Genomic DNA, 18,583 nt, shown 5'->3' with positions numbered 1-18,583 from the left:
CATGACCGAACCCACCTGCCCCATCACCAACGGGCTGCCGACCCTGCGGGAGCGGCCGTTCGACCCGCCGGAGGTGCTGCGCGCCCAGGGGCCGATCTGCCGGATGGCCTTCCCCGACGGCTACGAGGGCTGGCTCGTCACCGGCTACCGGCAGGGCCGCGCGATCCTGTCCGACAAGCGGTTCAGCTCCGCCTCGACGCACAAGCACCTGGCCTTCCCCTCCGACCGCCCCTCGGACCTGGAAGAGGGGATACCCGGCCTGTTCGAGCACATGGACCCGCCGGACCACACCCGTTTCCGGCGGCTGCTGGCCGGCCAGTTCACGCTGCGCCGGATGCGGATGCTCACCCCGCGGATCGAGGAGATCACCGCGCAGTACGCCGACGCGATGCTCCGCAAGGGGCCGCCCGCCGACCTGGTCGCGGACTACGCGGTGCCGGTGTCCTCGCAGGTGATCTGCGAGCTGCTCGGGGTGCCCGTCGCCGACCGCGAGCGGTTCGAGGGCAACTCGGCGAACATCCTGCGCCTGGACGTCGACCCGCTGGAGGCGCAGGCCTCGGTGAAGGACCTCGTCGAGCTGACCGGTGAACTGCTCATGCGCAAGAAGGCGGAGCCGGCCGGCGACGTGCTGAGCGTGCTGGTGGCGGGGGAGGACGTCAGCTTCCCCGAGGCGATCGGCGCCACCTTGCTGCTGCTGGTCGCCGGGCACGAGACCACGGCGAACATGCTCTCGCTCGGCACGTACGCGCTGCTGGACAACCCCGACCAGCTCGACCTGCTGCGCGCGGACGAGTCGCTGGTCGAAGGCGCGGTCGAGGAGCTGCTGCGCTACCTCACCGTCGTGCACGTGGGAGTGCAGCGCACCCCCACCGAGGACGTCGAGATCGACGGGGTGACCCTGCGCAAGGGCGAGACCGTGCTGATCCACCTCCCCAGCGCCAACCGCGACCCGGACCAGTTCACCGACCCCGACCGCCTCGACGTCACCCAGGGCGGGCTCGGCCACCTCACCTTCAGCCACGGCATCCACCAGTGCCTCGGGCAGCAGCTGGCCCGGCTGGAACTGCGCATCGGCTACACCGCGCTGCTGCGGCGCTTCCCCGGCCTGCGCCTCGCCGAGGCCCCGGAGCGGATCCCGATGCGCTCCGACATGACCGTCTACGGCGTGCACCGGCTGCCGGTGGCGTGGTAGCCGGCGGCCGGGGGGAGAAGGCGATGGCGAATCCGTCCGACGGCCCCGACGGGGCCTACCGGGTGCTGGTCAACGAGGAGGCGCAGCACAGCCTGTGGCCGTCCGGCGTCGGCGTGCCGGCCGGCTGGTCGCCGGTGTTCGGCCCCGGCACGCGGGACGCCTGCGCCGGCTACGTCGAGGCCCACTGGACGGACCTGCGCCCGGCCTCGGTCCGGGCGGCCCGGTGACGACCGCGCTGGCGCAGCGCTCGCCCTTGCGGAGCCGGCAGTTCCGCAGGGTCGTCACCGCCGAGTTCGTCTCCTCGGTCGGCACCCAGATGACGACGCTGGCGCTGCCGTGGTTCGTCCTGATGACCAGCGGCTCACCGGCACGGATGGGGCTGGTGTTCGTCATCCAGATCCTGCCGGTGCCGCTGCTGGCCATGCCCGCCGGGCTGCTCGTGGCCCGCTGGGGTGCCCGCCGCGTCACGATCGCCGGCGACCTGGCCGACGCGGTGCTGGTGGCGGCGGTGCCCACGCTGTACTTCGCGGACCTGCTGCCGTTCTGGGCGCTGCTGGCGATCGTGGCGCTCGTCGGCTGCGTCGCGTCGGCGTACCTGTCCGCGCAGCGCATGCTGCTCACCGAGACCGTCGGCTCCGACGAGGGGGCCGTCACCGCGGCCAACGCGCTGTTCGAGACGGCGACCTCGTCGGCGCGGCTGGTCGGCCCCGCGGTCGCGGGCTTCCTGATCGCCGGAATCGGCGCGCTCAATGTGCTGTGGGTCGACGCGGTCTCGTTCGCGGTGTCGGCCGCGCTGCTGACCGGGCTGCCGCGCGGCGAGCCCGCGCAGGCGCCGCTGTCGGCGAACCACATGGCGGAGGGCGCGCGCTACCTCTTCCGTGACCCGGTGCTGCGGACGATGTCGCTGGCCGTGCTCGGGTACGGCACCCTCATGCCCGTCGTGCTGCTCGCGCTGCCGGTCATGGCCAGGAGCCGCTACGACGCCAACCCCCATGTGGTCGGCTGGCTGCTGGCCGCGTGGGGCGGCGGCACCGCCCTGGGCACCGTGATCGTCGCCCGGCTCGCGCGCCGCATCCCGCCGACCCGCTTCGCGGCCTGCGGCGGTGTGGGCGCGGCGCTCGTGCTGTGGCTGCTGCCGTGGGACCAGCCGGCCGCCACGGCGGCGCTGACGGTCGCGGCCGGCTGCATGTTCCTGCCCGCGGTGACCGCGCCCGCCGTCGCCCTGCTGACCCTGCGGCCGCCCGAACACCTGCGCCCGCACGTGGTCCCGGTGTTCGGCGCCGCCGTCTTCGTGGCCAGCCCGGTCGCCTACGCGGTGGCGGGCGTCCTCTTCGAGCACCTCGCCGTGGGCACGGTGCTGGTCGCGGTCGCGGTGGGGGCGAGCCTGTGCGCACTGGTGCTGCTGAACCTGGTGCGCCGCCCGGCCGACTGATCCGTACGGACCCCGCCGGGGGCTATGTCGGCGCCGCGCCCGCCCGGGCCGTCATGGCGCCGTGCCGCCGCGCTCGGGGTCGTCCACCTCGTGCACCGCGGCCTCCTCGGCCGGCGCGGAGGCGTCGTCGATGCCCACATCGGTGGCGGCGACCCCGTCGTGCACCGGCCGCTCGATGCCCTGGTTCGGCGCGACCAGCCGCCCGGACCTCTCGTCGCCCGCCTCCTGGTCGACCAGCTCGCCGTCGGTCCCCGGCGCGTCGCCGAGCGGGTCCCCGTCCAGGTCCTGCGGCCTGTCGCCGACGTCCGGCACCTCCTCGGACAGCCGTTCGTCGAGGTTCTCGCCCTCGCGCTGCTCGGCCGCCGTGGTGCCGGGCTTGTCCACCGCGTACGGGCGTTCCGGCGGCGAGTAGCCGCGGTCGAGCATCGTGTCGTAGTCGTCCTCGCCGACGGCGTCCTCCATGTCGAGCGGGGAGGCGTCCTCCTGCTCCTCGTTGCTCCCGGTGGGCTGGTAGACCTCGTCGCCCCTCGCGTCGTCGGTCATGGCACGCTCCTCTCGCTCCTGGGCTCGCCTTCCGCGCCGGCGCCGCACGGCTTTCGTGCCGCCGCCCGCGGTCATGGCCCTACCCCCGGCGGCTAACCCCTGACGGCGCCGCCGAAACGTGACCGGCGGCTCCTACAGCCGCGACCTCCCAGGTCAGCCGCCCGGCGAGTGCCCCGCCGCCGGCAGTCCGGCGGCGCGCGTCAGCCCGCCCGGACGCGGCGGACCCCGAAGTGCGCACCGCCCGGGCCGCGCCCGGGAACCGACCTCCCCGGCGCGCCGGCCCGCACTGCCTGAGGCCCGCGCGGCCGGGCGTCAGGCGTGGGCGGCTTCGCGGACGGAGCGCGGGGCCGTCTTGTCCAGGGCGACGCGGACCAGCGCGGAGGCCAGGACGGCCGGCTGCGTGCCGTCGGCGAGGGGGAGCAGGGCCGCCGGGGTGGTGGGCAGGCCCAGGGCGCGGGCGCCCTGGAGGGCCTTGGCGTCGAGGTAGGGCGCCGCCTGCGGCCAGACGGCCTGCGCCTCACGCAGGAAGATGTCGGCGCCGGCCGGTCCGACGCCGGGGAATTCCTGGAGCCCGCGGCGGATCGCGGCGGTGTCGCCGCCGGCCTCGTCCCGCAGCCGCCGCAGGTCACCGCCGTAGCGTTCGGCGGCCAATTCCGCGCCCTCGCCGAGCTGGGTGGCGGTGCGCTCGTCGTAGCGCCGGTAGCCGCCGCGGCCGAGCGCGTCGACCCGCTGCTGCCAGGTGGCCGCCGCCATCCGGCGCGGATCGCGCATACCCGCCGCGGTCAGCTCCTTGGCCGCGGCGACGGCGGTCCCGGCCCGGATAGGGGCGCTGAGCAGGCCGGCGAGCACGAGCAGCCGGTACAGCGGCTGCGGGGTGTCCGTGAGGCGGATGCCCGCCTCGGCGGCGTACGTACGGCCGTAGCCGTCCAGAAGGGCGCGCATCACGTCGCGCCGGGGGGTGGCGGCCATCCGCTCTCATCTCCCGCGGGTGCGTAGGGAAGTCCGGTCGGCCGCCCCGCGCCCCGCCGGGGGAGCGGGGCGGCCCGTGTCGCGCGCTCAGACCGCCGCCATGGCCCCGGACGGCCGCAGGAGCACCTTCGTCCAGCCGTCGTCGCGGTCGTCGAAGTGGCGGTAGCCCTCGGGCGCCTCGTCGAGGCTGAGTTCGTGCGACACCAGGAACGACGGCTTGGCGACACCCTTGACGATCAGGTCGCGCAGCCGCCGGTTGTACCGCAGCACCGGGCACTGGCCCGTACCCATGTGCTGGCCCTTGGTGAAGAAGGTGCCGTAGTCGAACCCGATCCGGCCCTCCTTCGCCGCGGCGTCCGCCGCCTCGGGGTCCTGCGGCATGTAGACGCCCACCACACCGATGCCGCCGGTCGTGCGGACCGACTTCACCAGGTTGTCCATGACCAGCTCGGGGTGCTCCCGGCCCGCCGGGTCGTGGGCCTGGTAGCCCACGGCCTCCACCCCGCAGTCCGCGCCGCGCCCGTCGGTGGCGTCGAGAATCTGCTCGACGGGATCGGCCTCGGAGAAGTCCACCGGGGTCGCGCCGACGGACTCCGCGAGAGCGAGCCGGTCGGCCTCCTTGTCCACGACGAAGACCTCTGAGGCGCCGCGGATCATCGCGCTGTGCGCGGCCAGCAGGCCCACCGGCCCGGCGCCGTAGACGACGACGCGGTCCCCGGCGCGCTGGCCGGCCAGCACCGTGCCGTGCCAGCCGGTGGGGAAGATGTCGGAAAGCATCGTGAAGTCGTTCTCGTGCTCCTCGCCGGCGGGCAGCTCCAGCAGGTTGAAGTCCGCGTAGGGGACGCGCAGGAGTTCGGCCTGGCCGCCGTCGTAGGGGCCCATGTTCGCGTAGCCGTAGGCGGCGCCGTCCACGCCCTCGGTGGGGTTGAGCCGCAGGCAGAAGGACGTCATCCCGTCGAGGCAGTTGCGGCAGGACCCGCAGGCGATGTTGAAGGGCACCGACACCCGGTCGCCGACCTTGATCCTGGTCACGCCGGGTCCGGTGTCCACGACGACGCCCATGTTCTCGTGGCCGAGGATCTTGCCCTCCTCGACGGTGCTGCGGCCTTCGTACATGTGCAGGTCGGACCCGCAGATGTTGGTCGTGGTGATGCGGACCACCGCGTCGTTCGGCTGCTCGACACGGGCGTCAGGCACCTCCTTGACAGCGACATCGAAGGGCCCGTTGTACACAACTGCTTTCACGGTCTCGCTCCTCGCCTCGGTTTTCCGGCCGGTACAAGCTGCGGCTACCCGTCGCAATGTGCAGGAAACGGACACATCCCCTCCGGGCCGGCCCGGCTGCGGGTCGCCCGCCAGGTGCCGCCGATCAGGCGGCTCCGCCGTCGGGGCGGAGCGCTGCTCCCTGCGCGTGCCCTGATGCGTCGGTTTCCATGCATTTTGTCCACTCAGGGCACGTCGGCCGCCGGAGTGACGGTGACTGCCAGGGCCGCCGTTCCCGGCCCGCGGTGTTCGCGGACGCCGGGAATCCGCGCGCATGCGGTACGGCAACCGGGGAAAACGCGAACGGATGTTGCTGTCCGGCAGAGGTCGCGAGGGGAGTGTCCGGTGAGCGGAGCGCTACGGGTGCACATCGTGGAGGAGCGGGGCCGGCTGGCGGTGGTGGCCGCGGCGGGCGATCTGGACATGTCCACCGCCGGGGACTTCCACAACGCCGCGACCGGTCTCATCGCCGAACACCCGGACCTGGTCGTGGACTTGGCGGGAGTGGAATTCTGCGACTCCTCCGGCTTCAACGCGCTGCTGCGGGTGCAGCGCCGGGTGCACGAGGCGGGCGGCCGGTTCGCTCTGGCGGCGGCCCCCGAACCCGTCGCCCGGCTGCTGACACTGGCCGGCGGCGGTGACGACCTCTTCGCCCTCTACCGGGGCTGGGAACAGGGCGCCGAGGCGCTGAGCCGCTGACCCCGCGGCGGCGTCTCCTCGCAGCCGGAAGCCTGGGTGGTCCCACCGCGGTGGGACCACCCAGGCTTCGCTGCGGACCGGGCCGGCCTTCGAGGCTTCCTCGGACTCATCCGTTCCTGCGGTGCCACGCCAGCCACGCGACAGCCACCACACCCGCGCCCACCAGCAGCGCCGTACGGTTCTCCCGCGCCAGCTGCGCGCCCTGAGCCGTCTTCTCCTGCAGCGGCTCGGGTGCCTTGTCCTCCCACACGCCGCCGACCTGGCCGGCCTTGGCGCGGACCTGGCCGGCGGCCTGCGCGGCCTTGTCCTTGACCTGGTCGGGAATCCTGTCCTGCACCCGGTGCCCGGTCTGCACCGCCTTGGACTTCAGCTCCTCGGCCTTGACCGCGGCTTGTCCCCTGACCTCGGCGGCCTTGACCGCGGCCTGCTCCTTGACCTCGGCGGCCTTCGCGGTGGCCTGCTCCTTGACCTCTGTCGCCTTGACCGCGGCCTGTTCCTTGACCTCGGCGGTCTTCTCCTTGGCCCGGGCCTTGACGTCGGCCTTGGCCGCCAGCTCCTCCACGGTCTGCCCCAGCTCGGCGCGGGTCTGCTCGACCTCCTTGCGCAGCTGCTCGGGGCTTGACGCGATCTGCTCGTCGTCCGGCTTGCTCATCGGTGGGCACTCCTCTTGATCTCGGCCACGTCTGCCTTCACGTTCTCGATCGTCTCCTGGGGCGCGGGCGGCGCCGCCCGGCTGACCTGCTTCTTCCCGGTCAGCGCCAGCACCGCGGCGACCGCGCCCAGCACCGCGGTGACGATCAGCGCCGCGGCCCACAGCGGCAACGGCACGGCCAGGCCGGCGATCGCGCTGGCGACCAGCGCCTGGAGCATCAGGAAGCCGACCAGCCCGGCGCCGCCGAACAGCCCGCCGCCCTTGCCGTAGCGCTTGCCCTTCTCCGTCATCTCCGCCTGCGCCAGCCTCAGTTCGCCGCGCACAAGCTCGGTCAGCTGCTGCGAGGCCCGCTGGACCAGCTCGCCCACCGGCTCGGACCCGGAAGTCCGCGTATCGCGGTCGAAGTCTGTGGTGTGCGGCTGTGCACTGGACATGTCAGTCACCTCCTACGCCGGCGCACCGATGGCGTCCGGCAGTTGATGTGCTTGCGGCTACCCCGGACCGGACGGTTCAGCCCGGCGGACACGCCGAATGGCCGAACCGGCCCGCCGGTTCACCGGCGCAGTTGCAGGACCGCGATGGCCGCGGGGGTGGCGGTGACCAGCAGGGTGGACATGCCGGACCGGTGGGTGCCGTGCAGGTGCGCGGTCACCACCTGGTCGCCGCCCAGTTGCGAGATCGGCTGTACGCGACTGGGCCGAATCGTGCCGGCGGCCTGGAAGAATTCCTCGTCCGCCCACCGGGCGATGGCCTCCCGGCCCCGTATTTCGCGGCCACCGTCATTCACGACGGCCTTTTCGGTGAAACACCGCCGGACGCCGTCCGCGCTGCCCGCGTTGATGGCGTCGACGAATTCACCGATGACGGTGGGGAGGTCGGTTTCGGGTTCGGTGGCCGTCTCGGCCGTAAACGATTCGGTGCTCATCCTTTTCTCTCTGCGTAGTCCGGACAGTCCGGAGGGGGGAGCGGCGTGCGCGGGCGCCGGGCCCGCGGGCGGGGCCGTCCGACACGGGGACGGCCCCACCCGCGGGGGCCGGGGCCGCCGGAGGGTCACACCCGGCGGTGGCGTCCGTAGTAGTGCTCGGTCTGCGCGCGGTGCTCGGGGTCGGTGAGGTGCTTCTCCTTGTCGAACTTCGGAGCGTCCTTGATCTGCTCCTTCGTCAGGGCGATGAACACCGTCTGCTGGTCGAGGTCGATGGAGCTGATGGTGGCCGCGGGCAGCAGCACGTGCTTTCCGAAGATCCACACGCCGGCGTCGACCACGAGGTAGGACGAGTCCACCTCCACGGAGTGCTTGTCGACCTTCCCGATGCTTCCGTCGGTCGCCTCGACCCGGAATCCGGCCAGGTCCGTGCCTTCGTTGTATCCGGCAGCCGGCTGGTGTGCCCACATGGAGTCAGTCACTGCATCCACTTTCCGTAGCGCGCGCAGCATTCCCCGCCCTGATGATTCGGCGGGGTCGATGCGCGAATGGAGATGATTCCCTTTACATGGATCGCGTGCCCGGAGCACCGGGTGACAAACTGCCCACCGGTGATCTTCCGCGACGATCGGGCACCCCAGCCGCGCGAGCGCGCGGCCACGAACCGCGCGACGAGCAGCCCCGGGGCGCCGGAGACGTTGTTCCCGCGCCGGACGGGGAAGGCCGACCCGGGACGGAGAAGGGGCGGTGCCGCACGTGTTCGAGGACTTCACGACCGAACGAATCGCCGTGGGCGAGGCGACCGTTTTCGTCCGCCACGGCGGCGAGGGGCCGCCCGTGGTGCTGCTGCACGGCCACCCGCGGACGTCCGCGACCTGGCACCGGGTCGCGCCGCTCCTGGTCGAGCGCGGCTTCACCGTCGTCTGCCCCGACCTGCGCGGCTACGGGCGCTCGCGCGGCCCCGCGCCGTCCGCGGACCACGCGGCGCACGCCAAGCGGGCTGTCGCGAACGACGTCCTGGCGGTGATGCGCCACCTCGGCCACCCCCGTTTCGCCCTCGCCGGCCACGACCGCGGCAGCTACGCGGCCCTGCGGCTCGCGCTCGACCACCCCGACGCGGTGTCGCAGGTGGCCCTGATGGACTGCCTGCCGATCAGCGAGCACCTGTCCCGCATCACGGCGGAGTTCGCCACCCGCTGGTGGCACTGGTTCTTCTTCGCCCAGCCCGACGTCCCCGAGCGCGTCATCAACGCCGATCCGGACCGCTGGTACACGGGCGACCCGCACCGCATGGGGGAGGAGAACCACGCGGAGTGGCGCGAGGCCGTCCACAACCCCCAAGTGGTCCGCGCGATGCTGGAGGACTACCGCGCGGGCCTCACCGTCGACCTGCGGCACGAGGAGGCGGACCGCGCGGCAGGCAGGCGCCTGACGTGCCCCGCCCTGATCCTCTGGTCCACCCGCGACGACCTGGAGGACCTCTACGGCGACCCGCTTGCGATCTGGCGGGACTGGGCCGACGACCTGCGCGGACACGGCATCGACTCCGGCCATCACATGGCCGAGGAGGCCCCCGGCGCGGTCGCGGCGGCCCTCGGCGACTTCTTCCGCCGATGAGCCTCTTCGGCCGACGGGCGTGCCCGACGGGCCTGCCCGGCAGGGGAGTCGGCGCCCGGGTGGCGCCGCCGGCCGGTGTGAGCCGCCGGCGCGGGTGAACGGGACTGACTGGTCAGGCGATTCGGGGGCAGCCGAACAGCGGGCAGCCAGCCCGCCGCCGAACGCGCCGAAGGAGCAGCCGATGGCCGATGCCGACCTGCGGAGCACGGACCGGCCGGTGGCGGCACTGCTCGCCCACGGCGCCGGGAAGGCCTTCCGCTGGCTGCCCTACGCCCACTTCGCCGAGCTGTGGCCCGCACCGGCGGGAGTGCCCGCCTTCGCGGAGCACTCCGGCGCGGCGCCGTGCCCGCGGGCCGCGGCGGTGACCGCCGTGGCCGGTGCGCAAGTCCTGGCGCTGGCGGGGATCGCGGCGTTGGCGCTGGTGGCGCCCGTGTGGACGTCGGCGCTGATCGTCGTGGGCGCGCTGGTGGCTGTCGCCACCGTCGTCCGGACGCCGTCGAGGACGCCCGCGGCGATACCCGCGGCGATACCCCCGGCGCGGATCCACGGCCTTGGCGCCGGCCTGCCGGCGCCGGCACGAACCCGGGTGCCGGCCGGCACGGCCGACTCTCCGGCGCGATAAGACGCGACAAGAATCGAGGACGTCATGAAGACCGCGGCAATCGCCTACAAACCGGTGGGCCTTGCGCTCGGAGCGGCCAGCGGCATGGCCGCCGGGCTGCTGTTCCGGCAGTGCTGGAAGCTCCTGGCGCACGAGGACGACGCGCCCGACGCCACCGACGAGGACCGCGGCTGGCCGGAGATCCTGGCCGCCGCGGCCATGCAGGGCGCGATCTTCGCCGTGGTGAGGGCCGCCGTCGACCGCGGCGGCGCCGCGGCCGTGGAAAGGCTGACGGGCCACTGGCCCGACTGAGTTCCGGCTCGTGCTCCGGCCCCGCCGGCTGCCGGGCCGCAGCAGCCGCCGGGGCCGGCCGGGGTGTCAGGGCGACGCCGCGGCCGGTCCGCCTGTTCAGCCCAGGAAGGCGGTGAGCCGGTCCGTCACGGCCTGCGGCTGCTCCTCGGGGATGTAGTGGCCGCAGTCGGCCACCTCCACCACCTGGACGTCGGCGGCCTTGGCCGGCAGCACGTCCCGCAGGTACGTGTAGTTGCTGTGGTCGCCGCCGAGGGCCAGAACCGGCGCCGTCAGCGGCCCGTAGGTCCACTCGTCCTCCATGTCCTGGGTGAACGCCTGATACCAGGCGTTGCCCGCGCGTACGGCGTCGGCCGACCCGTAGGCACGGGCGTAGACCTCGCGCGCGTGCTCGTCGATGGACCGGGGGTCCACCGCCTGCCGTTCGAAGAGCCAGTCCACCAGCAGCCGTACCCGGCCGTCGAGCAGCCGCTCCGGCAGTCCCTTGACCTGGTTGAAGGCGAACCACCAGAGGTAGGAGCGGTCGCCCTCCTCGATCACCGTCCCGGCGTGCTGGTCGGGTTCCGGCAGCAGGCTGAAGGAGGACCATCCGGCGTCGGGGTGCGCCACGTCGAGAAGGACCACCTTCCCGGTGGCCTCGGGGTGGTTGGCGGCGTGCGCCCACGCGACCATGGCGCCTATGTCGTGGCCGGCGAGGTGGACGCGGCCGAGGCCCAGACGGGCCGCGAGGGCGTGGATGTCGCCGGCCATGGTCTTCTTGTCGTAGCCGCCGACCGGCTTGCCGGAGCCGCCCATGCCGCGCAGGTCCACCGCGAGCACCCGGTAGCGGCGGGCGAGGGCGGGCATCACCTTGTTCCACTGCCACCAGGTCTGGGGCCAGCCGCCGAGCAGGATCAGCGGTTCACCGGCGCCGCCCTCGACGTAGTGCAGGCGGACGCCGTTGGCATCGGCGTGACGGCTGGTGAAACCGCCGTCGAGCGACCGGGCCAGCGCGGCATCCGACAGAGCGTCAGGCGGCGTGCCGGCGGGGCGCGAGGTGTTCATGGCGGGGTCCTTTTCTCACGGCGTTCACGGCGTGCCCGTACGACAGTACGTTCATACGAGACATTCGTACGATCTGTTCGTCCGAGATCTTCGTACGGTTGCGAGCGGGCTGTCAACACACCCCGGCTGCACGCCGGGCGGCACATCGGGGGCACGCCCGGGGGGCTTCGTACGCGTTCTGCGTACAGTGGGGTCATGTCCGCAGTCCTGCACCACCCCGACGCCGACCGGATCGAGCTGGTCCATGTGCTCGCGGCCCTCGGGCACCCCGTCCGGCTGGAGATCGTGCGTGCCCTCGCGTCGGGGGAGGAGGCCTTCTGCGGTGCGATCCTGCCCGGGGTTCCCAAGTCGTCGCTGACCCACCACTGGCGGGCCCTGCGGGAGAGCGGCGTGATCCACCAGCGCCCCGCCGGGCGGCGGCTGTACCTGAGGCTGCGCCGCGAGGATCTCGACGGCCGCTTTCCCGGCCTGCTCGACCTGGTGCTCGCCGACGCGGGGACGTAGGCGCGGCGGACCTGGCGCCTTCGGCGGTGTTTGGGGTGCTCTGCCCGGGGCAGCCGAGACCAGGGACTGAGGAGGACGCCGATGGAATTCTTCGAGGGCGAGTTGCCGGATCCCTCGACGCAGGAGCTGCCGATAGCCGGGTACAACCATTTGCCGCGGCTCGGCCTCGAGGGTCGTACCAGCGAACTGGGGCGCGAGCAACTGGAGGTGCTGCTCCGCTACGAGCGGGGCCACCGCGACCGCACCCCGGTCGTCCGGCTGATCACGGCCCGGCTGCGCGGGCTGCGCGAGCGTCATCGCCGCGGGCACCCGGAGGGCGGCTACGGCCGCCCCGCCGCTTAGACCCCGCGTCCTGTCGTCCCGTATGCGCACGCCCGACGGGGCGACCTGGTGCGGTAGAGGCGACATAAGCCCGCTTATGGGTGAAAATCGGGAAGAGTGCCCCGCGCCTGCCGACGCGCCGATCGATCCGAAGAACCAGGAGTCGCACATGGAGCACCCCCGTGGTTCCGGCACGCCGTCGGCAGTCCTCTTCGACGTGGACGGCACCCTCATGGACACCGTCCACCTGCACACCGTCGCGTGGTGGGAGGCGCTGCGCCAGGGCGGGCACCAGGCCACGATGCCCGACATCCACCGGCGTATCGGCATGGGGAGCGACCATCTGCTCGACGCCCTCCTGGGCGAGGACCGCGACCACGACGGCGACGACGCCCTGAGCGCCGCGCACGACACGCTGTACGGCCAGTTCTGGTCGCGGCTGGCACCGCTGCCCCGGGCCACCGACCTGCTGCGGGCCTGCGCCGAGCGCGGCCTGCGGGTGGTGCTGGCCTCCTCCGCGTCGTCCGACGAGGCCGAGGTGATGGTCGAGGCGCTGGGCGCCGCCGACCACCTCTACGCCGTCACCACCGCCGACGACGTCGAATCGAGCAAGCCGGCCCCCGACCTCGTCGCGCGGGCGCTCGACCGGGCCGGCGTCCCCGCGGAGCGCGCCGTCTTCGTGGGCGACGCGGTGTGGGACGCGCAGGCCGCCGCCAAGGCCGGTGTGCGCTGCCTGGCGGTGCTGACCGGCGCCTTCGGGCGGCAGGAACTCCTGGACGCCGGCGCCGAGGAGGTCTACGACGACGTGGCCGCGCTCCTGGAGGAGCTGGACGCCGGCGCTCTGCGCGGCATCGCGCCCTGACCACCCCGATCCAGCGGAACACCCGTGCCGGGAAGGACCGTCATGACCACTTACGGATATTTCCTCTCCTCCGAGGAATTCACCCCGGCGGAACTGCTGGACCAGGCCCGGATGGCGGAACAGGCCGGATTCGAGGCGCTGGCGATCTCCGACCACTTCCACCCGTGGAACGACCAGCAGGGCCAGGCCTCGTTCGTGTGGTCCATGATCGGGGCGCTCTCCCAGGTCACCCCACTGCCCGTCACCACCCTGGTCACCTGTCCGACGGTCCGCCTGCACCCGGCGGTCAACGCGCAGGCCGCCGCCACGGCCGCGGTCCTGACCGGCGGGCGGTTCCGCTTCGGGCTGGGCAGCGGCGAGGCCCTCAACGAGCACATCCTCGGCGACCCGTGGCCGGAGGCGCCCGAACGCCTGGAGATGCTCGAAGAGGCCGTCGAGGTGATCAGGAAGCTCTTCACGGGTGAGCGCGTGAGCCACCGGGGAACCCATTACCGGGTCGAGAACGCCCGCCTCTACACCGTCCCGGAGGAGCCCGCGCCGCTCTACCTCTCCGGCTTCGGGCCGCAGGCCGCGGCGCTGGCCGGCCGCATCGGCGACGGCTTCGTCACGATGCGGCCCGACACGGACCTGGTCGAGCGGTTCCGCCGGGCCGGCGGCGGAAGCAAGCCGGTCATCGGCGGCCTGAAGGTCTGCTGGGACACCGACAGGGATCGGGCGGTCAAGACCGCGCACCGCCTGTGGCCGAACGAGCAGCTCCCGGGTGAACTCGCCCAGCTGCTCCCCACCCCGGCGCACTTCGAGCAGGCCTCCACCCTGGTCACCGAGCAGATGATCGCCGACGCGCTCACCTGCGGCGACAAGGCCGCCGACCACCTCGACGCGGTCGGCGCCTACGCGAAGGCCGGCTTCGACGAGGTCTACGTCAACCAGATCGGCCCCGACCAGAAGCAGTTCTTCGACTTCTACCGCACCGAGGTCCTGCCCGGCCTGCGCGCCTAGGGCCTGTTTTGGAAGGTGCTGACATGTGGAGTAGGCCGCTCAATGCCGTTGCTTGCATGCTGCACGCTCTCGTGTCCTCACGGGGCACCGGTCGTTGAAGTGGGCATGCATCCATGGGTGGGATTATCGGATGAGGTCCGGCTCGGGTTGCTTACCGGGTGGATCGTTCCTGAACTGGTGGACGAGGTACTGGCCGCGTGTGGTCGGCAGGGCGTCAAGTCCCGTGCCCTGACGGGCCCGTTCATGGTGTACTTCGTGCTTGCTCTGGCGCTCTTCCAGCAGGACTCCTACGACGATGTCGCGGAGAACCTGGTCGGGACCCTGGGCGAAATGGATCAGTCGGTCCCGAACAAGTCGTCATTCACCAGGGCTCGGCAGCAACTCGGGGCCGCGCCGCTGGAGGGAGTGTTCCGCCGGGTGGCGGGTGCGATTGCTCCTCTCTCACTCGAGGCGGCATTCTGGCACGGGATGAGGGTTGCCGCGGTCGACGGGTTCTTGCTGGACGTGCCGGAGAACGATGCGACACGTGCCGCTTTCGGCGGGCGGGTGGACGGTGCCGGTCGGGCCATCGGGTTCCCGCAGGCCAGGGTGGTGACGCTGACCGAGACCGACACGCACGCGACAATCGACGCACGGATAGGCAGCTTCAAGGGCGGTGGCGGCGAGCCCGCGCTGGCAGCGCAGATGGCCGACAGCGCCGCCGACATGCTGGTGATCATGGACCGGGGCTTCCCAGGCGTCGCGCTGTGGAAGGCATATACGCAGGCCGGCGCCCATTTGTTGATCAGAGCCCGTACCTTCGCCGCCGCGAAGCCCACGGAGGTGCTGCCTGACGGGACCTACCTGACCCGGATGAATCTTGCCGGTCAGCGGCGTTCCCATCCGGGTGGGGTGACCGTGCGGGTGATCGACTACCAGGTCGACGACGGCGAGACCATCAGGCTGCTGACCGACCTGCTCGACCCCGAGGCCGGGCCCGCCGCAGAGCTGGCGGCTCTGTATCACGAGCGCTGGGAGGTCGAATCCGCCTACCGGCAGCTGAAAACCTTCCAGCGCGGCAAAGCCGAGGTGCTGCGGTCGGTATCACCGGAACTGATACGCCAGGAGATCTGGGCCCACCTGGCCCTCCACCACTGTCTGAACCGGATCATCATGCGGCTGGCCGACGGCGAGGGTCTGGACCCCGACCGGATCTCGTTCGTCAAGGTCCTCAAGCACACACGGCGCAGCGTAGTCCTCCAGGCAGGCCGTTCCTCCCGCCAACTGCGGCAGTTCATGAAACGCATGACCACGAAAGTCATGCGCAAGCTCGACAACGGTCTCCGGCGGCTACGCACGGCGGACCGCTACACACGCCGTCCGATCTCGCAGTACACCGTCCGCAGGAAAGACCAGGTCAGAACCCCCACACGACGAGTCCCAAAGAAAGTGATCACCCTTACGCCGCGATAATTCAGTAGCTGAAGCAACGGCATTGCGACAACGGGATCAAGTCGTCCGCCCTCTGCCTCAAGTGCCGCCCGAAGATGCAGTGGTGGGACCGAGAGAGTGCATCATCGACTCTACTCACCGTCCACTCGGACGTCAATTCCAGCGCTTCTCATGTAATCATTTGCTGCCCGCGAGGCTGCGGTTGTGTCTATGCCTTGAATTCTTGGCTTATACAAGCGTTCGGCTCTGATGGCGATGATGAATCGATGTCCGCCAATTCCTCCGATAGCCAATCCTCGGAGTCGCTCGGTGCATCCGTCTGCGCGATCCGGCTTCGTGTTGGTCCTGTACCTACTAGAGCAAGGACTGTGAGTGAGGCTGATGGACAGGGCGTGATTGCCGTCTGGCCTCTGGAGTAATGCTTCTCGCACAGAGCGGTGCCCCCATGGTTGGCCAATGCTTGCTTCGATTTCATCAATCAACTGATCTTCAGCGTGGTTGCCGCGAGAGTAGGGCGTTGTCTCGCTCGTAAAGGTTCCGATGGGGGAGCCGTTTAAGTGCGCCCTCAAGATAACTGCATACCTAGGGTCGGCGTCCACGGTTTCGCCGTGAGGATAGTGGGTGCGCTGCACATAGGCTGATTGCAATGAAATCTTGCCAGTGCTCGATTCGATGGCGTTTCCGTTATTGCTTACGCTCCGGCCGCCCCAAGCGTGTAACGCGGCATCTTCGGCTGCCCGTTCGTACCGGTCGGAAGGGTCGCTGATTCTGAGCCCGTCGCCGTTGTCGGTCCCGCTCACCGGTCCGCTGCGCTGCTGGATGACATGAAAAAGTTCGTGCGCGAGGGTGTGATGGTCGCTACCGCCCGCCCCAATGACGATGTGACTGCCGGAGGTGTAGGCGCGGGCGCCGATCTGGGCTGCGGAGGCTTGCGCAGCGGGGCCCGTGTGCAGGCGCACGTCGGTGAAATCGGCGCCGAGCCGGCCCTCCATGTCAGTACGGGTGCTGACATCTAAGGGGCGACCCGGGGCGCGGAGGACATCGTGGACAGTGGAGCGCTGGACGTCAGCACCTTCGGGCAGGCGCCCGGAACGCCGGAGCATCTGTACGACGGCCGCGTTGCCGACGGTGCCCTGGAGGCCGAGCAGCGGCCGGGGTGCGTCATCCTTGGCGGCCCGGCTTTCGTCCCGCTTGCTGCGGGCAGTGCCGTTCTCGCGTGAGTGCATCCGTGGGCCTCCCGGGACGTAGCGTGAACGGCCCTTCTTGGATACACGCGCTCACAAGCCTCTGGGTAGGTCCGTTCGGCCGTTGCGGAGGCAGCGGTGATATCCGGAGAGTCCCCGAGGCGTGCCCGTGCCTGCTCGCCAGAACCGTGGCGCGCCGGGCCCGCATCGGTGGATGTGGCGTACACGGCGGTGCGGCTGATGGAGTCGGACTGGCAGGATGCGGATGCCCTCGCCTGGGCGGATCACTTCCCGTCGTGGCGCGCGGGCGACCCGGCCGCCGTGGCGGCGCTCGTGGATGCGACGTGCCGCGAATGGGACGAGCGCGTGGTCCCGCCGGGGGAACAACCCCGGCGGGACCAAACCCCGGTCAGTCGCCGGGCCGTGGTGGGTTCGACCGGAGCCGGCCGCCTGGGTGCCAGAGTAAGTACGAAGTATACCATGAACGGGCCCGTCAGGGCACGGGACTTGACGCCCTGCCGACCACACGCGGCCAGTACCTCGTCCACCAGTTCAGGAACGATCCACCCGGTAAGCAACCCGAGCCGGACCTCATCCGATAATCCCACCCATGGATGCATGCCCACTTCAACGACCGGTGCCCCGCGAGGACACGAGAGCGTGCAGCATGCAAGCAACGGCATTGGTTGGCCGCTCGGCGAAGTGCCGGGCGGCCATCCAGGTGGTGAGGTCGTTCGCGATCCGGCTGAGGCTGGCCTCGACGCGGACGTCGCGTTCGCGGCCTGATGTGTCTCGACGGACAACCTCGTAACCGCCGTCCTCCAGGACCGCGACGGAGGCGAACCAGACCGGTTCGTCCTGGTCGGGCTGGATGACAACGAAAGCGTTGTCGGTGTCGTTGAGGTCGCTGAGCAACTCGAACAGCGCGTCCTCGGACGGGTCGTCGATGTGGTCGCCGTTCTCGCTGTCGGCGCAGTAATACATAGCGGCCACCGAACATCTCTCCTTGTGCGACGCTCCCAGCGGTGCCAGGCCAGCATGGCACGCGGGGTGGCCGGCCCGGACGGGTCACAGCCACTCGTAGATCGCAGCGATGTGGACGGTGGCCCCGAAGCGGACCGCGAGCTTGTCGAACCGGGTGGCGACCGCCCGGTTCCTCTTCAGACGGTTGATTCCGCACTCGATCGCGTGGCGGGCCTTGTAGTCCTCGCGGTCGAAACTCGGAGGACGGCCTCCCGAACTTCCTCGCCGCTTCCGGTGCGCGACCTGGTCAGCCGGTTCCGCGATCGTGCAACGAATCCCGCGTCTGCGCAGGTAGGCCCTGTTCGCGCGAGATGAATACGCCTTGTCGCCCCGCACGCGCACCGGTTTCATCCGCGGGCGCCCGGGCCCGGTCCTCGGCACCCGTATCGATTCCAGGACCGGGATGAACTGTGGGCTGTCCCCGTCTTGTCCGGCAGTGACCAGCAAGGCCAGCGGGCGTTGTCCCTGCTCGCACGCTAAGTGGATCTTCGTGGTGAAGCCGCCCCGGGAGCGGCCGAGCGCGTGATCTTCGGGCTCGGCCCGGGCACCACCGGGAGGTTCCTTCTGGCAGCGCCCGTCGCGGCGGGCACCAGCGGCGTGCTGGTGGGCCCGGCAAACCGTGGAGTCGACGTTGACTTCCCAGATGATCAGCCCGGAAGCGTCAGCCCGGGCCTGCAGCCCGGTCAGCAGCATCGCCCAGACGCCCTCGCGCTGCCAGCGGCGGAAGAGGCCGTAGACCGTCTGCCACGGCCCGTACTCCGGCGGAATGTCCCGCCAAGGCGTACCGGTCCGCACCCGCCAGCGAATCCCGTTGATCAGCCGCCGCTGACCTACCGCTGGCCGCCCCACCCCCGCGACCGGCAACAACGGCTCCAACACAGCCCACTGGCCATCCGAAAGATCCCCACGCCCCACACCGAGATCATCACAGCAACGAACACGACTCCGGAGCCGCTTCCAAAACAGGCCCTAGCAGGGCCCGTCGTCGCCCGGTGCGGCGCTCTCTGCGGCGGGGC

General features: G+C 71.2%; 24 protein-coding genes. 12 read left to right on the top strand and 12 right to left on the bottom strand.

Annotated features, from left to right (window positions below; translation table 11 throughout):
• The first annotated feature begins 1 nt into the window (after position 1).
• From OHA86_RS01440 to OHA86_RS01430, 3 genes are read left to right on the top strand one after another with little or no spacing between them, the layout of a single operon-like run.
• Positions 2-1,192 (top strand): cytochrome P450, encoded by a 1,191-nt coding sequence (locus tag OHA86_RS01440; RefSeq protein ID WP_329171708.1) that lies wholly within the window; start codon positions 2-4, stop codon positions 1,190-1,192.
• 23 nt (positions 1,193-1,215) lie between these two features.
• Positions 1,216-1,419 (top strand): MbtH family protein, encoded by a 204-nt coding sequence (locus OHA86_RS01435; RefSeq protein WP_329171707.1) that lies wholly within the window; start codon positions 1,216-1,218, stop codon positions 1,417-1,419.
• Positions 1,416-2,624 (top strand): MFS transporter, encoded by a 1,209-nt coding sequence (locus OHA86_RS01430; RefSeq protein WP_329171706.1) that lies wholly within the window; start codon positions 1,416-1,418, stop codon positions 2,622-2,624. Before OHA86_RS01435 ends, OHA86_RS01430 begins: the two co-directional genes overlap by 4 nt.
• A 51-nt stretch (positions 2,625-2,675) precedes the next feature.
• Here OHA86_RS01430 and OHA86_RS01425 read toward each other — a convergent pair whose 3' ends face one another.
• The 3 genes from OHA86_RS01425 to OHA86_RS01415 form a co-directional block, all read right to left on the bottom strand.
• Entirely contained in the window at positions 2,676-3,167 is a 492-nt protein-coding gene (locus OHA86_RS01425) for a DUF5709 domain-containing protein (RefSeq protein WP_329171704.1), read from the bottom strand.
• 312 nt (positions 3,168-3,479) lie between these two features.
• Positions 3,480-4,136 carry an endonuclease gene (locus OHA86_RS01420; RefSeq protein ID WP_329171702.1) on the bottom strand — a complete coding sequence of 219 codons (657 nt, stop codon included), beginning with the start codon at positions 4,134-4,136 and terminating at the stop codon, positions 3,480-3,482.
• Between the two features lie 87 nt (positions 4,137-4,223).
• The gene (locus OHA86_RS01415) at positions 4,224-5,381 is read right to left on the bottom strand and encodes a glutathione-independent formaldehyde dehydrogenase (RefSeq protein WP_329171700.1); all 1,158 of its coding nucleotides are present in this window, start codon (positions 5,379-5,381) and stop codon (positions 4,224-4,226) included.
• Between the two features lie 363 nt (positions 5,382-5,744).
• On the opposite strand from OHA86_RS01415, the gene OHA86_RS01410 reads away from it, so the two are divergent.
• The gene (locus tag OHA86_RS01410; protein WP_329171698.1) at positions 5,745-6,098 is read left to right on the top strand and encodes an STAS domain-containing protein; all 354 of its coding nucleotides are present in this window, start codon (positions 5,745-5,747) and stop codon (positions 6,096-6,098) included.
• 106 nt (positions 6,099-6,204) lie between these two features.
• On the opposite strand, the gene OHA86_RS01405 is transcribed toward OHA86_RS01410, so the two are convergent.
• The 4 genes from OHA86_RS01405 to OHA86_RS01390 all read right to left on the bottom strand — a co-directional run bounded on the left by OHA86_RS01405 (position 6,205) and on the right by OHA86_RS01390 (position 8,154).
• The gene (locus OHA86_RS01405) at positions 6,205-6,750 is read right to left on the bottom strand and encodes a DUF3618 domain-containing protein (protein ID WP_329171697.1); all 546 of its coding nucleotides are present in this window, start codon (positions 6,748-6,750) and stop codon (positions 6,205-6,207) included.
• Positions 6,747-7,184 (bottom strand): phage holin family protein, encoded by a 438-nt coding sequence (locus OHA86_RS01400; RefSeq protein WP_329171695.1) that lies wholly within the window; start codon positions 7,182-7,184, stop codon positions 6,747-6,749. The genes OHA86_RS01405 and OHA86_RS01400 overlap by 4 nt, the downstream gene beginning before the upstream one ends.
• Positions 7,185-7,303: 119 nt before the next feature.
• The gene (locus tag OHA86_RS01395; RefSeq protein ID WP_329171693.1) at positions 7,304-7,675 is read right to left on the bottom strand and encodes a YybH family protein; all 372 of its coding nucleotides are present in this window, start codon (positions 7,673-7,675) and stop codon (positions 7,304-7,306) included.
• 125 nt (positions 7,676-7,800) lie between these two features.
• The gene (locus OHA86_RS01390; RefSeq protein ID WP_329171691.1) at positions 7,801-8,154 is read right to left on the bottom strand and encodes a PRC-barrel domain-containing protein; all 354 of its coding nucleotides are present in this window, start codon (positions 8,152-8,154) and stop codon (positions 7,801-7,803) included.
• Between the two features lie 274 nt (positions 8,155-8,428).
• Between OHA86_RS01390 and OHA86_RS01385 the strand changes: the two genes are divergently transcribed.
• The 3 genes from OHA86_RS01385 to OHA86_RS01375 all read left to right on the top strand — a co-directional run bounded on the left by OHA86_RS01385 (position 8,429) and on the right by OHA86_RS01375 (position 10,202).
• Positions 8,429-9,289, top strand: coding sequence for an alpha/beta fold hydrolase (locus OHA86_RS01385; protein WP_329182157.1), 861 nt, complete (start codon positions 8,429-8,431; stop codon positions 9,287-9,289).
• Between the two features lie 181 nt (positions 9,290-9,470).
• Positions 9,471-9,911 carry a hypothetical protein gene (locus OHA86_RS01380; protein WP_329171689.1) on the top strand — a complete coding sequence of 147 codons (441 nt, stop codon included), beginning with the start codon at positions 9,471-9,473 and terminating at the stop codon, positions 9,909-9,911.
• 24 nt (positions 9,912-9,935) lie between these two features.
• Positions 9,936-10,202: a DUF4235 domain-containing protein gene (locus OHA86_RS01375; protein ID WP_329171686.1), complete on the top strand. Its 267-nt coding sequence runs from the start codon at positions 9,936-9,938 to the stop codon at positions 10,200-10,202.
• 96 nt (positions 10,203-10,298) lie between these two features.
• On the opposite strand, the gene OHA86_RS01370 is transcribed toward OHA86_RS01375, so the two are convergent.
• Positions 10,299-11,243 carry an alpha/beta fold hydrolase gene (locus OHA86_RS01370; protein ID WP_329171685.1) on the bottom strand — a complete coding sequence of 315 codons (945 nt, stop codon included), beginning with the start codon at positions 11,241-11,243 and terminating at the stop codon, positions 10,299-10,301.
• Between the two features lie 195 nt (positions 11,244-11,438).
• On the opposite strand from OHA86_RS01370, the gene OHA86_RS01365 reads away from it, so the two are divergent.
• The 5 genes from OHA86_RS01365 to OHA86_RS01345 all read left to right on the top strand — a co-directional run bounded on the left by OHA86_RS01365 (position 11,439) and on the right by OHA86_RS01345 (position 15,381).
• Entirely contained in the window at positions 11,439-11,747 is a 309-nt protein-coding gene (locus OHA86_RS01365) for an ArsR/SmtB family transcription factor (RefSeq protein ID WP_329171684.1), read from the top strand.
• A gap of 81 nt (positions 11,748-11,828) precedes the next feature.
• Complete coding sequence (locus OHA86_RS01360) at positions 11,829-12,089, top strand: hypothetical protein (RefSeq protein WP_329171683.1); 261 nt, start codon at positions 11,829-11,831, stop codon at positions 12,087-12,089.
• Between the two features lie 148 nt (positions 12,090-12,237).
• Complete coding sequence (locus OHA86_RS01355; RefSeq protein ID WP_329171682.1) at positions 12,238-12,930, top strand: HAD family hydrolase; 693 nt, start codon at positions 12,238-12,240, stop codon at positions 12,928-12,930.
• Between the two features lie 42 nt (positions 12,931-12,972).
• Positions 12,973-13,929, top strand: a complete 957-nt coding sequence (locus OHA86_RS01350; protein WP_329171679.1) for a TIGR03557 family F420-dependent LLM class oxidoreductase — start codon at positions 12,973-12,975, stop codon at positions 13,927-13,929.
• A gap of 117 nt (positions 13,930-14,046) precedes the next feature.
• Positions 14,047-15,381, top strand: coding sequence for an IS4 family transposase (locus tag OHA86_RS01345; protein WP_329171677.1), 1,335 nt, complete (start codon positions 14,047-14,049; stop codon positions 15,379-15,381).
• Positions 15,382-15,491: 110 nt separating this feature from the next.
• Here OHA86_RS01345 and OHA86_RS01340 read toward each other — a convergent pair whose 3' ends face one another.
• The 4 genes from OHA86_RS01340 to OHA86_RS01330 form a co-directional block, all read right to left on the bottom strand.
• Positions 15,492-16,586 (bottom strand): eCIS core domain-containing protein, encoded by a 1,095-nt coding sequence (locus tag OHA86_RS01340; RefSeq protein ID WP_443071608.1) that lies wholly within the window; start codon positions 16,584-16,586, stop codon positions 15,492-15,494.
• A gap of 242 nt (positions 16,587-16,828) precedes the next feature.
• Positions 16,829-17,164: a transposase domain-containing protein gene (locus OHA86_RS35975; protein ID WP_443071607.1), complete on the bottom strand. Its 336-nt coding sequence runs from the start codon at positions 17,162-17,164 to the stop codon at positions 16,829-16,831.
• Between the two features lie 7 nt (positions 17,165-17,171).
• A complete protein-coding gene (locus OHA86_RS01335; RefSeq protein ID WP_329171676.1) occupies positions 17,172-17,537 on the bottom strand; it encodes a hypothetical protein in 366 nt (121 codons plus the stop codon).
• Between the two features lie 75 nt (positions 17,538-17,612).
• Positions 17,613-18,482, bottom strand: coding sequence for an IS5 family transposase (locus OHA86_RS01330; protein WP_329171674.1), 870 nt, complete (start codon positions 18,480-18,482; stop codon positions 17,613-17,615).
• Positions 18,483-18,583 lie beyond the last annotated feature (101 nt).

Origin of the sequence: Streptomyces sp. NBC_01477 (genome assembly GCF_036227245.1) — a bacterium.
Taxonomy (GTDB): Bacteria; Actinomycetota; Actinomycetes; order Streptomycetales; family Streptomycetaceae; genus Actinacidiphila.
Note: the sequence above shows the minus strand (reverse complement) of the source record. Positions and strands in the feature narration are given on the sequence as shown.

Coding starts and splice junctions, on each gene's coding strand:
- OHA86_RS01440 (WP_329171708.1), top strand. CDS start 2: ATGACCGAACCCACCTGCCCCATCACCAACGGGCTGCCGACCCTGCGG.
- OHA86_RS01405 (WP_329171697.1), bottom strand. CDS start 6,750: ATGAGCAAGCCGGACGACGAGCAGATCGCGTCAAGCCCCGAGCAGCTG.
- OHA86_RS01370 (WP_329171685.1), bottom strand. CDS start 11,243: ATGAACACCTCGCGCCCCGCCGGCACGCCGCCTGACGCTCTGTCGGAT.
- OHA86_RS01420 (WP_329171702.1), bottom strand. CDS start 4,136: ATGGCCGCCACCCCCCGGCGCGACGTGATGCGCGCCCTTCTGGACGGC.
- OHA86_RS01380 (WP_329171689.1), top strand. CDS start 9,471: ATGGCCGATGCCGACCTGCGGAGCACGGACCGGCCGGTGGCGGCACTG.
- OHA86_RS01360 (WP_329171683.1), top strand. CDS start 11,829: ATGGAATTCTTCGAGGGCGAGTTGCCGGATCCCTCGACGCAGGAGCTG.
- OHA86_RS01395 (WP_329171693.1), bottom strand. CDS start 7,675: ATGAGCACCGAATCGTTTACGGCCGAGACGGCCACCGAACCCGAAACC.
- OHA86_RS01435 (WP_329171707.1), top strand. CDS start 1,216: ATGGCGAATCCGTCCGACGGCCCCGACGGGGCCTACCGGGTGCTGGTC.
- OHA86_RS01355 (WP_329171682.1), top strand. CDS start 12,238: ATGGAGCACCCCCGTGGTTCCGGCACGCCGTCGGCAGTCCTCTTCGAC.
- OHA86_RS01400 (WP_329171695.1), bottom strand. CDS start 7,184: ATGTCCAGTGCACAGCCGCACACCACAGACTTCGACCGCGATACGCGG.
- OHA86_RS01350 (WP_329171679.1), top strand. CDS start 12,973: ATGACCACTTACGGATATTTCCTCTCCTCCGAGGAATTCACCCCGGCG.
- OHA86_RS01365 (WP_329171684.1), top strand. CDS start 11,439: ATGTCCGCAGTCCTGCACCACCCCGACGCCGACCGGATCGAGCTGGTC.
- OHA86_RS35975 (WP_443071607.1), bottom strand. CDS start 17,164: ATGCATCCATGGGTGGGATTATCGGATGAGGTCCGGCTCGGGTTGCTT.
- OHA86_RS01340 (WP_443071608.1), bottom strand. CDS start 16,586: ATGCACTCACGCGAGAACGGCACTGCCCGCAGCAAGCGGGACGAAAGC.
- OHA86_RS01425 (WP_329171704.1), bottom strand. CDS start 3,167: ATGACCGACGACGCGAGGGGCGACGAGGTCTACCAGCCCACCGGGAGC.
- OHA86_RS01375 (WP_329171686.1), top strand. CDS start 9,936: ATGAAGACCGCGGCAATCGCCTACAAACCGGTGGGCCTTGCGCTCGGA.